The sequence below is a fragment of the Succinispira mobilis DSM 6222 genome, assembly GCF_000384135.1.
Classification (GTDB): Bacteria; Bacillota; Negativicutes; order Acidaminococcales; family Succinispiraceae; genus Succinispira; species Succinispira mobilis.
Window position 1 is genome coordinate 1,852,752 of record NZ_KB913028.1, and the last position, 12,565, is coordinate 1,865,316.

The 12,565-nt window shown below is 36.6% G+C and carries 12 protein-coding genes; 8 read left to right on the top strand and 4 right to left on the bottom strand.

The window, feature by feature from the left end; translation table 11 throughout:
• Positions 1 to 47 precede the first annotated feature (47 nt).
• The 6 genes from SUCMO_RS0108795 (at position 48) to hydE (ending at position 4,670) form a co-directional block, all read left to right on the top strand.
• Entirely contained in the window at positions 48 to 245 is a 198-nt protein-coding gene (locus tag SUCMO_RS0108795; RefSeq protein WP_019880326.1) for a cold-shock protein, read from the top strand.
• 303 nt (positions 246 to 548) lie between these two features.
• The gene (locus SUCMO_RS0108800; RefSeq protein ID WP_019880328.1) at positions 549 to 1,508 is read left to right on the top strand and encodes a glycosyltransferase family 2 protein; all 960 of its coding nucleotides are present in this window, start codon (positions 549 to 551) and stop codon (positions 1,506 to 1,508) included.
• Positions 1,509 to 1,603: 95 nt separating this feature from the next.
• Positions 1,604 to 2,275: a C40 family peptidase gene (locus tag SUCMO_RS11660; protein WP_019880329.1), complete on the top strand. Its 672-nt coding sequence runs from the start codon at positions 1,604 to 1,606 to the stop codon at positions 2,273 to 2,275.
• Between the two features lie 4 nt (positions 2,276 to 2,279).
• Positions 2,280 to 2,849: a hypothetical protein gene (locus SUCMO_RS0108810; protein WP_019880330.1), complete on the top strand. Its 570-nt coding sequence runs from the start codon at positions 2,280 to 2,282 to the stop codon at positions 2,847 to 2,849.
• Between the two features lie 67 nt (positions 2,850 to 2,916).
• Positions 2,917 to 3,606, top strand: coding sequence for a Crp/Fnr family transcriptional regulator (locus tag SUCMO_RS10690; RefSeq protein WP_019880331.1), 690 nt, complete (start codon positions 2,917 to 2,919; stop codon positions 3,604 to 3,606).
• A 26-nt stretch (positions 3,607 to 3,632) separates the two neighbouring features.
• Positions 3,633 to 4,670, top strand: a complete 1,038-nt coding sequence (gene hydE, locus SUCMO_RS10695) for a [FeFe] hydrogenase H-cluster radical SAM maturase HydE (protein ID WP_019880332.1) — start codon at positions 3,633 to 3,635, stop codon at positions 4,668 to 4,670.
• Positions 4,671 to 5,152: 482 nt separating this feature from the next.
• Here hydE and SUCMO_RS0108825 read toward each other — a convergent pair whose 3' ends face one another.
• Positions 5,153 to 6,208 (bottom strand): FkbM family methyltransferase, encoded by a 1,056-nt coding sequence (locus tag SUCMO_RS0108825; protein ID WP_169336629.1) that lies wholly within the window; start codon positions 6,206 to 6,208, stop codon positions 5,153 to 5,155.
• Between the two features lie 228 nt (positions 6,209 to 6,436).
• Between SUCMO_RS0108825 and rbr the strand changes: the two genes are divergently transcribed.
• Positions 6,437 to 6,973, top strand: a complete 537-nt coding sequence (gene rbr, locus SUCMO_RS0108830; RefSeq protein WP_019880334.1) for a rubrerythrin — start codon at positions 6,437 to 6,439, stop codon at positions 6,971 to 6,973.
• A 36-nt stretch (positions 6,974 to 7,009) separates the two neighbouring features.
• Here rbr and SUCMO_RS0108835 read toward each other — a convergent pair whose 3' ends face one another.
• The 3 genes from SUCMO_RS0108835 to SUCMO_RS0108845 all read right to left on the bottom strand — a co-directional run bounded on the left by SUCMO_RS0108835 (position 7,010) and on the right by SUCMO_RS0108845 (position 11,463).
• Positions 7,010 to 8,167: a GGDEF domain-containing protein gene (locus tag SUCMO_RS0108835; protein ID WP_019880335.1), complete on the bottom strand. Its 1,158-nt coding sequence runs from the start codon at positions 8,165 to 8,167 to the stop codon at positions 7,010 to 7,012.
• Positions 8,168 to 8,427: 260 nt separating this feature from the next.
• Positions 8,428 to 10,437, bottom strand: coding sequence for an autotransporter outer membrane beta-barrel domain-containing protein (locus SUCMO_RS0108840; RefSeq protein ID WP_019880336.1), 2,010 nt, complete (start codon positions 10,435 to 10,437; stop codon positions 8,428 to 8,430).
• An 81-nt stretch (positions 10,438 to 10,518) separates the two neighbouring features.
• Positions 10,519 to 11,463 carry a glycosyltransferase family 8 protein gene (locus tag SUCMO_RS0108845; protein WP_019880337.1) on the bottom strand — a complete coding sequence of 315 codons (945 nt, stop codon included), beginning with the start codon at positions 11,461 to 11,463 and terminating at the stop codon, positions 10,519 to 10,521.
• Between the two features lie 368 nt (positions 11,464 to 11,831).
• Here SUCMO_RS0108845 and SUCMO_RS0108850 point away from each other — a divergent pair, with 368 nt between their 5' ends.
• Entirely contained in the window at positions 11,832 to 12,560 is a 729-nt protein-coding gene (locus SUCMO_RS0108850; RefSeq protein ID WP_019880338.1) for a LytR/AlgR family response regulator transcription factor, read from the top strand.
• Positions 12,561 to 12,565: the final 5 nt, after the last annotated feature.

Genomic DNA, 12,565 nt, shown 5'->3' on the forward strand with positions numbered 1-12,565 from the left:
GACCTCGCGTTTGTTTTACATTATTTTTATTTTAGGGGGTCCTAGAAATGATTGGAAAAGTTAAATGGTTTAATTCTGAAAAAGGTTTCGGTTTTCTTGAGCAAGAAGATGGTAAAGATGTATTCGTACATTTTTCTGCTATCCAAAGCGATGGATACAAAACTTTAGAAGAAGGTCAAAAGGTTGAGTTTGATGTTGTGGAAAGTGAACGTGGCTTACAAGCTGCTAACGTTGTGCGTCTGTAATATACTAATCTGTTGGTAGTTTTTACAATATAGATTATGAATTTAACTGGACTTAAGGGTTGTATAACAGCAACCCTTTTTTCTATTTTATTGTTGTTTGCTAAATAAACATAAGGTATACTAGTAATAGACTTTTAGACACTATGTTTATTTACTAAACAACCAATAAATTTTATTTTTTCTAAAAAGATCGATATTGCAAACAGTTTATAAGTTTATAAGTTTATAAGTTTCTTACTATCGATATCCTGCATAATATAATCGCAAACTAGTTCTTTCTATTTCAATTTCTGAAGGTGCAATATGAATAATAATAAAATAATCTCTATTGTCGTTCCCGTGTTTAACGAACAAGACAATATTCTAGTTTTTTATCGTGCAATTTGTGATACTATGCAAAACTCAGCCTATGATTTTGAATTGTTGTTTATTGATGATGGTTCCCAAGATCAAACCGCTTTTACTATCCAAAATCTAACCGCTACAGATAGCCGGGTCAAATTATATATGCTTTCGCGTAATTACGGACATCAGATTGCTCTAACTTGTGGTTTAGATCATACTACTGGTACGGCGATCATTACTATGGATGGAGATATGCAACATCCTCCTTCCTTAATCCCACAACTAATTAGCGAATGGGAAGCTGGTTTTGAAGTAGTGCAAACAGTTCGCGCTACAACAGAAGGTGTCAGCTTCTTTAAAAGGCTTAGTTCCCATTTATACTACAAACTAATAAATAAGTTAGCTCAATCAAAAGTAGTCGAAGGCGGTTCGGATTTTAGGTTAATGGATGAAAAAGTTGTTGCCGCTTTTCGCTTGTATCGCGAACGCGGTCGCTTTATTCGTGGCCTTATCGGTCTATTAGGCTTTAAACAAAAAACTATTAGTTTTACTGCCCCAGCAAGATTTGCCGGTGTTTCTAAATTTTCCCTAAAAAAAATGCTTCATTTTGCATTAGACGGGATAACCGCCCTTTCAACTGTTCCTTTAAGATTATCTTTTTACATTGGAATTCTTGCCGGAATAACTAGTTTAGTTTTAACTATTCACGTCCTCTATATCAAGTTTTTCACCAATGAAGCTGTATTAGGTTGGAGTACAATCGCAGCAAGTATTTTCTTTCTCGGCGGCATGCAACTTATTGGTATAGGTATCCTGGGTGAATATATTGCCCGAATTTTTCAAGAGGTTAAACAACGTCCCCTCTATTTACTAAGTAAAAAAATAGCAAATGGGCAAGAAATTAAAAAGGATTTATAGTACTTTTGTCGAATATAACTATTAGGAACAGCGTCTTAAATCTAAGGAATTGCAGCTTAAATTTAGTCTTCTACTGTTAGAAAGGGGGATTCTTATTGAAAGCAATACAATTTTTCCAAAAGATTCTAGTAGTAACTTTGCTTTGTTTGGCAATATATCCTATTACTTCCTTCGCTTCTTTTAGAGTAGGCGATGCCGGCGATGAAGTTCGTGAAATTCAAACTCGCCTCCAAGAAGTAGGTTATAGTCTGAGCAATATTGATGGTGTTTACGGTTCCGAAACTAAAAATGCCGTACTAGCTTTTCAAAAAGATATTGGTCTAGAGGCAGACGGAATTGTAGGCCGTGAAACCTACAAAGCCTTGTTAAAAAAAGATATGCCCGTTAGCCGTAGTGGCAGCGGTCGTTATCGTGGTCTAATTGCCACAGCCTTAAACTATCGCGGTGTACCATATGTGTTCGGTGGTACAAGTGCTAATGGTTTTGACTGTTCTGGGTTTACTCAATTTATTTTTGCTTCCGCGGGAATTTATTTACCTCGCACTGCCGATGCACAATTTGAGGTAGGCAGATGGGTTGCACAAGATAACTTAGATGTGGGTGATTTGGTTTTCTTCTCCACCTATGAACCTGGTCCTTCACATGTAGGTATCTATATTGGCAATGGACAATTTATTAGTGCTAAATCAAGCGAAGGTATCGCCGTAGCTTCGCTTTATGATCCTTATTATTGGGGAGCGCGCTATATTGGCGCTCGGAGAATTTAGGCTTATGTTATTAACACGTGAGCAAGCCTTTAAACTTCTTAATCAGTATGTTACTGCTGAACATCTCTTAAAACACAGCATTGCTGTAGAAATTGCAATGCGTGCTTATGCCCAACACTTTCAGCGAGATGTTGAGTACTGGGGACAGGTCGGCTTATTACACGATATTGATTACCAGCTTTATCCAAGTGAACATTTGCGCCATACTCAGGCTCTTTTAGAACCAGCTGGCTTTAGCCGTCAATTTATTACTGATATTGTTTCTCACAATCGTAATTGGCTCGAACCAAGAAGCTTAATTCAGAAAGTACTGTTGTCGGTAGATGAAATTACTGGTTTTATTATTGCTTGTGTGCTTGTGCGACCTGATAAAAGCATCGCTAATTTAGAAGTGAAGTCAGTTTTGAAAAAGTTCAAAGATAAAGCCTTTGCCAAGGCAGTAAATCGTGAAAACATCAAGCAAAGCGTGGACGAATTGGGTATTCCCCTTGAGGAACATATCCAATTTATCATTGAAGCTTTCAGAGAAAATAGCGCTGTAACTAATTATAAAAATATTAATCTTTTTATATAAACAAATATTTATGATAAAATAGTAGCTGATAGCAAACAGCTACTATTTTTTTACTAGAAGGTGACTTATGCTTAAACAAATCCTCAAGAACTTATTTTTATTTGCCAAACTCAACGATACACAATTAGATAAAATTTGTGCGCTCATAAAGGAAAAAAGCTATAAAAAAAACTCCATCATCATCCGCGAGGGCGAAGCAGGAGCAAATGTGTTTTTTGTAGTAGAAGGTTCTGTTAAAATAACCAAAATTTCTCCCGAAGGTCGCGAGTACACCCTAAAAATTGTTGGACAAGGCGATGTGTTTGCCGAAGTCATTCTCTTTACTAACTTAGCTTATCCAGCCAATGCCACAGCTTTAACTAATTCTCGTCTTGCTTCTCTCGCTATTTCCGATCTGGAAACACTGATCAGCAAAGACGCTTCTTTGGGCATTGAATTAATTCGTGTTCTTTCACAACGACTTTACGACACGCAAAACAAAATAAAACAATTAGCAGTGCATAATGTCTACGAACGCACCTTAATTCTCTTACTAGACTTGGCTAGAAACCAAGGTCTCGATGAACAAGCCCATCATAATAGCTTTACACTTGCTGTTCCTCTTTCCCGCACGGAATTAGCAAACATTATCGGCACAACACGCGAAACACTAACCAGGATGCTCGGACGCCTAAAACAAGCTGGCTTAATCAAAATTGGCGAAAATGCGATCGAGTTAAATTTAAGCAAAATAAACCAAGCACAGTTAATAAACTAGCTAACTATAAAATTACGAGGTGTCTTATGTCCTTTGCACTTGCTTTACAAGAATTAAAAACTGGCAACATAACTTTCGAAAACATTCAAACCGTTCTGCTTGCCGATCAACACACTGCTTCGCAGCTTTTTGCGTTAGCCCAAGAAATCCGTTTTGCGATTATGGGCAAAAAAGTATTTCTCCGCGGTCTAATCGAATTTTCCAATTATTGTCGTAATAGTTGTGCCTATTGTGGTTTAAACATTAGCGTCAAAAATCAAATACGTTATCGTTTAAACTTATCTGAAATTCTCGAGTGTGCTGCTATCGCCCAAGATCTCGGTTATCAAACTTTAGTTTTGCAAGCTGGCGAAGATGCTTACTACACCTCAGAAAAATTCACTTCCATTATTAGCACGCTCAAGGATAAGTATCCTACTATCGCCCTCACTCTCAGTTTTGGCTTACATTCTAAAACTGATTATCAGACTTGGTTCAAGGCTGGTGCTGATCGTTACCTAATGCGTTTCGAAACTTCTAATGCTCAACTGTTTGCGCAACATCGTCCTGGAACAAATTTACAAGAACGCCTTACAGCTTTGTCCGACTTACAAGAAATTGGTTATCAAGTCGGTACAGGTAATTTAATTGGCTTGCCTGGGCAAACTTTAACTGATCTGGTTAATGATATTTTATTATTATATAAATTGCAACCAGATATGATTGGTGTCGGGCCCTTTATACCCCATCCTGCAACCTTATTAGCCAATGAGCCTGCAGGAGATGTGTTCTTGGCCTTAAAAGAATTGGCCATACTAAGAATTATTTTACCTTATGTACATCTACCCGCAACCACAGCTTTTGGGACCTTGAAAGAAAGTGGACAACTGTTAGCTTTAAATGCTGGAGCTAACGTAATAATGCCTAATGTAAGTCCGGAAACTTCTAGAAAACTCTATGCTATCTATCCTAACAAAGCTGGCAGTTTAGAAAATTCCACACAAACTCACGCACGAATCTTAAACACTATTAGCAAAGCTAAACTAGAAGCGGACTTTTCACGAGGCGATAGCTATAAGCTTTAGAGCATTTATGGCAACTACTAGAAAACAGCTCTGGCAACTGGTAGTTATCAGTTCACTAATAACTACTTATTTCAAGTAAAACACTTTCAGCTCCCAACAGTTTTTGATTTATTAGCTAAAATTGTTATTTCCGCCCTTATTTCTAATGGCTGTCGCTTTAAAGGTTGTATTCTATACCCACAAAGGTAAGATTGTTTGTTATTTAGCACAGTTCACTACCGCAAACAGAAACAATGGGCTGTTGCAAAATAGGCTTTAACCTGTTTTAGACAGCCTCTTGTTCATATTATAAATATCTGAAAGTTTTATTTGAGATGCATAGTGCAAAGAATTCATAATAAAACAATGCATAGTGCTGGCCATACGATTTTTAGCGAAAGATGCTTACTCAATAAATTATTGAATAAGCATCTTGTTTTTTGAAATATAACTAAATATTGATCTAGACTATTTGCGCTAATATCTCGCTATTCTAAAACCCTTTAGCACGCAAAAATATTTATCTCCCAAGCAGGAATATAAGGATGTTTGCGAAAATACAGCTGATATTCTGGATTGAGTTCCTTAATTAGTAAGGGTAAGCGAAATAAATCTTCTTCCCGATGATAACAAGCGACCAATAATTTCGGCTTATATTTCTGCAAAGTCTGTTTAGCCCCACGCAAAGCTTGTAGTTCTGCGCCTTCTACATCCATTTTAATCAAAGTAGCCGCATCACCTTGCAAGATATTGTCTACTGTATCTACCGTAATTATCGTACTGCCATCTAAATCTAACGCCGAGGCTCGTCCGCCTGAATTATTAAAAGATAGTTCTCCAACATTATCCCAAATTCCCTTAGGAATAATTTCCACATTCGCTAAACCACTCTCTAGCAACCACCGCTGGAGTTTCTTGTAGTTTTTATAATCTGGTTCCACAGCAATAATGCGCTGATATTTTGAAGCCACTAACTGAATAAATTCTCTAACCGTATCTCCATTATAAGCACCTAAATCCAGATAAACTTCTCTTGACGAAAAAGTAAATAATTCTTGGTAATCGGCTACACGTAAGCTAGCAATTTTACGAAGATATTCAACTTTTCCAGTTAATTTATAATTACAAATGTTTCTAAACACCCACTTTGACTGTTCATCAGCCAATAAACTATAAGTTGCTTCAAACTCAGCTTGATGTGTTTGCAAAAATTGCAAATCAAAGCAACTATTACCAAACAAAGGAAAATTCGGAGCCAACATTTCATGTTTTGCCGCCAAATCGTGAAAATGTTCTAACATTACAGGGCTCTCGGCGCCAAAAGCTAACAAAATAATAAATTCCGAAAACAACTCGCAAACTTCACTATATTTTATAATTTTATAACCTAAAAAACTTTGTCCACGCACAAACTCATCACTAGCAAAAATAGCGCGAACATCTATCCGATATTCTTGGCATTTAGCTAAAGTTTTTAGTGCTCCATTACCCATGCCATAAATCACAATCGGCTTTTCAACTGTAGTTAAATAAGTCCACATATCCACTTGTTCATCCATAAACAACATCTTTTTCTCTCGCCTCACTTCTTGAAAATAACATTATCCATTATACTTGCCCCACTCCATAATGTAAATATTTAATCAGTAAAATAAATTCCCTGTTGTTTTATAAGTTATCAGTGTATTTTAACAACATAGCTTGGCAGTTGCTTGACTTTTTTTTAAAAAAAGCTTATTATATAAATAATAATTATTATTAATTAAAATTTAAGGAGGTAGTTATTAATGGATTTAAAAGGTAGTAAAACAGAAGCAAATTTGCAAGCCGCTTTTGCAGGTGAATCCCAAGCTCGTAATAAATATACTTATTATGCATCTGCCGCTCGTAAAGAAGGCTTAGTTCAAATTGCCAAACTCTTTGAAGAAACAGCTCGCAATGAACAAGAACATGCTAAAATTTGGTTTAAATTACTCCATAACGGCATCGCCGATACGGCAACTAATCTTGAAGATGCAGCCGCCGGTGAACATTACGAGTGGACTGATATGTACGCTAATTTCGCCAAAGATGCTAAGGCTGAGGGATTCGATAAAATCGCTTTCCTATTTGAAGCCGTAGCAAAAATAGAAAAAGAACACGAAGAACGCTATTTAAAACTTTTGAAAAATGTTAAGGAAGAAGTTGTTTTCAAGCGATCTGAAAAAGTAGAGTGGGTTTGTGATAACTGTGGACATATTCATGTAGGTGAAAAAGCCCCTACAGTCTGTCCAGTTTGTGATCACCCACAAGCACACTTTGAAATTCGTGCTACTAATTTTTAAATTAAACAATTAAACTTATAAGCAAGGTACTGAAAATTAATTTTCGGCACCTTGCTTCATTTTTTCTTTCATAGTATACATCAAATTATCAACTTTTTTTATAATATCATCATTTTGAGGTTGATATTCAGCATAGCCATACGCATAAGTAAATTCAACTGCACACAACTCTCTTGCAATCAATTGCGGAGCCGCCAAACGCATTTGCGCTAAAATTTCTACCAATTGCGCTTCAGATTTAAACTGACCAATCACAGCAAATTCATCTCCGCCAATGCGAAAAATCTTGGCATATGGTCGCAAATATTGTTTTAAAAGATTGGCCATTGCCTTTAAATACAAATCGCCCATTTCGTGACCGTATTTATCATTAACTAATTTTAAATTATTTAAATCAAATTCAATTAAAAATATTTTACCTGTATCTTGTTCTGGGCCAGTTACTTTAATATTTTTTAAATATAATTCAAAAGCATTTCTATTTTTCACATCTGTTAATAAATCTGTATAAGCTAGATTTCGCAAATAAGGGTAAGAAATTTTCTTTAAAAGGGAAATGGTTATACTTATTGACAACAATAATAATAACAGGCATATTAACAAACTCACCCGCACAGCTTGTTCTTTGGCCTGCCAAATCAAGTTAGCATCAAACTCCAAGCCAACTGCGCCAATAATGTTTCCCGCCTCAAAGACTGGATAATAAACTACATAAACTGCGCCCCAATCCGTATTTTGAATATTATGCCCATACACAATCTCGCCGGCTTCTAACGTTCTAGTTAATTGTTTTACGATTTCTGGTTCAATTAAGTCGCCGACATGTCTAAAGTCTTCAGCTTGTTGCTCATAGCCATCAATTAAGTAAACATATTCTCCCCTAGTTGTTTTCTTAGCTGTATATAAATATTTAATATTAGCCGATTCCCTTAAGCTATTAAAATCTTGTAGCATCTGTCGATATAGTTCGCTTTGCTCATCTGCTCTGGTATTTAAATCATAAAAACTACGTATTTTTATTTTTTGTCGAACATGCTTATATACCGAATCTGAGCGATTTTTCAAATCGCATATTATCGCCCGATCAGAAAGAATATACACACTAGCAAAAACGCCTATTGCTAAGAGAATATTGATCACAACAATGACGGTTATAATTTTAGCTTCAAAATTCTTAAAATTATCATTGAACATTCGCCAGCTCCCCTAACTAAATTTATCAAGACACTCGTCCTTAATAAATAGTTTTTCTCCACTGACTTACATTATACCATGGCAATATTGCTTTTTTCAAATTTCACAGCTCGCACAAATATTCCTAGTAGTAGACAACTTAATTTTTATAACTATAAATTAACCGCTTAATATTAACTTGTTATGCTATTGTGCAAATTCAGCATCCTATGTGTAAGTTAATCTCCCAAAATTCTTATACTTAATAATTATCTTTAAGGCTAAAAACTGTGGCGATAGCCAACATTAGCCTTCCATTTTTCGACTACTTTATCGGCACCCGCAGTTTTAGTTATTTCTCCATATAAATTACCATTTTTACTAAGTTTGTGATTAAAACCTACCCCATATTCAAACCAAGTATCTTTCATATCTTCATTTGTGTATTGGCTATAGCTACCGTAATTTGTAGTTACGCCTGTACCACCAGCAAACTCTCGTACTACTGCTAATTTACCATAGACATTCCCTTTGCTAGTTTGCTTGCCAATATTTATTCCCAGCCGACCAATTACTGAGCTTACCGCCTCGTTTTTCACCTGTGCTCCCGCTCCACTACTCGTCTGCATCGTGTAATCATTACTATTAATCCGCCCATAATTTATTTCTGTCAACGGCTCTACATACCAGTTATTATCCAATTCTTTGTGATAACCATATTCTAAAGATAAATTCAGCCCTCTAGTTGCCGAACTACTTTCATATCTAGTAGTTACTGTCGAACCTGTAGCCGCTTCATTACTCATCCGCCCATACTTGACAATTAAATCGGCAAAATGGCCTTTTTTACCTTGATAACTCCCATATACCCCAAACATCGTCGATTTTGTTTCGGCTTTGCCGGCATTATAAACAACATCGCCTTGCATATGTGAAATTGCAATCCCTTTAAACAGCTTGCCGTCTGCTAAATCTAACTTACTATCATAACCAACCTGCATACCTCGATATTGAACTTTAGAAGGTGTGCTAGTGTTAATTTCCGTATCGCCCCCATATATTCTCGCCCAAATCCCTGTTTCGTTTTCTTCTTGACGCAAATCACCCATCCGTCTTAACAAGTCATTATTTTCTGCCCGCCAAGCCGACAGCACCCCTTGACTTGATACTGCAGCGGCATTAGCCATCTGTTGAGCTGGACCAGCGATTTCCGCGGCGATACTTTCTACCGTCAAGCCTGTCAGTTTAGTTGCCACACCAGTTGTAGCTAGAGTTGGCGTAATTTTCACGGTGTTAGTCGTTAAACCGGCATTATAATCTTGGGTAGTCGTGTAGGCTTTGGCATTTACCGTATCCGTTGCCCCAGCTTGCATAACTACGATTTCTCCCGTAGCTGTATACGTTCCTGCACCCTGCGCAATTACAGGGTCGTTAGCTATTTGCACATAATAGGTATTACTGCCTGTTGTACCATTTAGTACTACTTTGTCCGCACTATTACTTGCTAAATCACTTTGCAACACAAAAGTGGCATTATTAGCAGCCGTCCCAGTGTTCGTTAGTGTAAAAGTCCGGCCCACCGCACTCGCTCTTTTGGTCGTAGGATTTTCATGATACAAATCAATTACCCCGCCCTCTTGAACGTTTAAATGAATGCCTTGGGGTATCATAGTCCATGGAAAATTTGCCGTACTCAACGTATAGCTATTCTTCTTAGGGTACCAAGTCCCGCCATTTTTCAAAGTTAAGCCAATCCCACTTTTCCCATCGTCTCCCGTCAAAATTAAATCACCCGCTAAATAGGACCGTGAATTATTTAAACTTAACGATATAGAAGCTTTTGCTTCCAGATGATACTCATCATCCGAAAGTGCTCCCTGCGCTTTTATATTGCCATCAATTTGCACTGTTTTATTAGTGTCAATTAGTAAATAGTTTATATTACTCGAGTTAGCACTAACCCCCTCTAAAAATAGTGCATAATCTCCCCCAGGATTAGATATTTTAATATTTCCTAGCAGATCTAGTCGCTTTGATTCATTATAATTATATATTTTCAAAGAAGCGTTATTAATATTAATATCATCCGCTAAATACCTGTAATTTGAATTTACATGTGTCCCTAGCGAAGCGATGTCATAATCGCCACCAGTAGTAGTTATTGTTGCCGCACTAGCTAAGTTATCCGAATAGCTACTGAATAATAAACAGCCACTGGCACAACTTACCCAGGCTATTTGCTTTAACAATTGTTTAGTTTGCATTTTTTTCAAAAAATTATTCGCTTTCATCTTGCGCCCCTCTTTGCTAATTAATTATTTTTAGGTTATCACTTTTTAAGTTCCCCAAACTTCGAACTGGTAGTTGATTTGCTAGTCCCGTTCCATTTGTTGTAAATAATACTCCATCAAGCGGCTGGCTACTAAACCTAAATAGTGTGCTGCCGCCTTGTATTCGCCTTTTTTCTCTGCGTTTTTCCCAGCTAAAAAAGCTGTTTTCACATCGCGTGGTTCAATAGCTGTCATATCAAACCACAAAGAGCGATGCACATATCCCCAATAGATTTTTTCTATTTCCGGATCACAATTTTTGACCCAAGGTTTGCCAGCATTTACAAAATGCCACACCACATTGTCAGCCTGTGGTTTAATTTGCAAATGATTAAAAGCATCCATGGTGCAAATGCTCGTAGCCGAAAACTCAGTAAACTGACCATCTAAAAGGTAGTTTAAGGTATCTTGCTCTAACATTGGAAAGCGTGCCATATTTTCTCGATAACTTGCTAACACCCGCTCCGTCATTTGCGCTTGTCGCCAACCATCTACGTCAATCAACATCGCCCCGGCATTAAAATACCGTTTGTGACTTAAGCCCAGTTTTTTACTCCGCAGTACATGCGCTGGATCTAATAAAGCCGCCAAAAAATTCTTAGCTAATTCTTGTTGCCAAAGTTTTGCTAACGAGCCAACACAGAGCATATCTGCATCAAAATACAAAATCTTTTTTACCGTACTAGGCAAATAGTTCGGCAAAAGAATTCGCAAAAACACCGTTTTATTTAATCTATCTGGAGCGCCCTGCGGCAAATCTGGTACGGCCTTTAATAACTCTTTGGCCTCATAGATCATAATTTTAGTGTTACGATATAGTTTAGTAAATTCTTCTAGTTTATCTTGGTCTTCAGGGTTTAAACCATCACACACTAAATGAAAACAAATGGCTTGTCCTGGTTGATTTAGTATAATTGAGGTCATCATTACGCCCGCATATTTTACGTAATTAGCATCTACCCCAAAGGCAATTTGATATTCTTCCACTTTTATCCGCCTCCTTGTTAGTACTTATTATTAATCTTTATTGTATTTTTTAATCTTTATTGTATTTTTTAATCTTTATTGTATTTTGTTGTATTTACCGCTGCTTATATGCTTAGATTAAGTTATTAATTATCATTTAAAAGATTCTCTTTAGTTGTAATCGCAATAGCAAAACCTAAAAATTTTATCGCTTAGCGCCTAAGCTATTCATCGAAATGCTTTCGTGTCCTAAGCCACTGTATAAAGTAACATTTTTTTTTTACGTTGGCAACTTTTTTGGGATAACTGGTTTATTTTCTGCAAAACTGGTAGTAGTAACAATAATTTTGGTGTATAATTTATAAAAAACTAAAAAGGAGGCTCTATTCTTGCAAATCGCAATTGTTGATGATTTAGCAGTTGAACGTAAACTTGCCAAACAACTAATCGGCCAATATTTTTACCAACATCGCAATTTATCTTCCCCCGCTTTAAACTTGCAAGAATTTGCCAGTGGAGAAGAATTTTGGCAAAATTTCACCCCCAATACTTTTAGCCTAATTTTTTTGGATATCTATATGGGTGGACTTAATGGCATACTATTGGCTAAAAAAATCAGAAACCTTGATAAGAATTGTCAAATTATTTTTTTCACTTCCAGTCAAGAACATCTCTTAGATGGTTATGACGTGCAAGCCTGTGGTTATCTGCTTAAACCCTTAAATTTAAACTTAGGACGTCTGTATAAAACTCTAGACTACTGTTGGGAAAAATTAGCTCTAGATAAACGTTCTCTAGCTGTAACCAGCGAAAAAACCCCTTTAATGGTCGCTTTTCGGGAGCTTATTTATCTAGAGTACAATAATAGTCGTTCAATAAACTTGCACCTCACCACCCAAGTCTTGCCAGTTAGTGATTCTTATGCCTATTTCGCAAATAATCTCTTAACGGATCGACGCTTTATTGAGTGTTATCATAAGTTAATTCTCAACTTGGACTATGTCGCCAACCTCCAAGAAACCGATTTCCTGTTAAAAACTGGTGCCCGGATTCCTATTAGCCGTCGTAAAAAACTCTCCGTCAAGCAAGCTTATATTGAATATTTTTTAACAAAATAAAAGGT

Excerpts from the sequence above, each read along its gene's own strand:
- rbr (WP_019880334.1), top strand. The coding sequence starts at position 6,437 with ATGGATTTAAAAGGTAGTAAAACAGAAGCAAATTTGCAAGCCGCTTTT.
- SUCMO_RS0108825 (WP_169336629.1), bottom strand. The coding sequence starts at position 6,208 with ATGGATGAACAAGTGGATATGTGGACTTATTTAACTACAGTTGAAAAG.
- SUCMO_RS0108810 (WP_019880330.1), top strand. The coding sequence starts at position 2,280 with ATGTTATTAACACGTGAGCAAGCCTTTAAACTTCTTAATCAGTATGTT.
- SUCMO_RS0108795 (WP_019880326.1), top strand. The coding sequence starts at position 48 with ATGATTGGAAAAGTTAAATGGTTTAATTCTGAAAAAGGTTTCGGTTTT.
- SUCMO_RS0108800 (WP_019880328.1), top strand. The coding sequence starts at position 549 with ATGAATAATAATAAAATAATCTCTATTGTCGTTCCCGTGTTTAACGAA.
- SUCMO_RS0108840 (WP_019880336.1), bottom strand. The coding sequence starts at position 10,437 with ATGAAAGCGAATAATTTTTTGAAAAAAATGCAAACTAAACAATTGTTA.
- SUCMO_RS10690 (WP_019880331.1), top strand. The coding sequence starts at position 2,917 with ATGCTTAAACAAATCCTCAAGAACTTATTTTTATTTGCCAAACTCAAC.
- SUCMO_RS0108835 (WP_019880335.1), bottom strand. The coding sequence starts at position 8,167 with ATGTTCAATGATAATTTTAAGAATTTTGAAGCTAAAATTATAACCGTC.
- hydE (WP_019880332.1), top strand. The coding sequence starts at position 3,633 with ATGTCCTTTGCACTTGCTTTACAAGAATTAAAAACTGGCAACATAACT.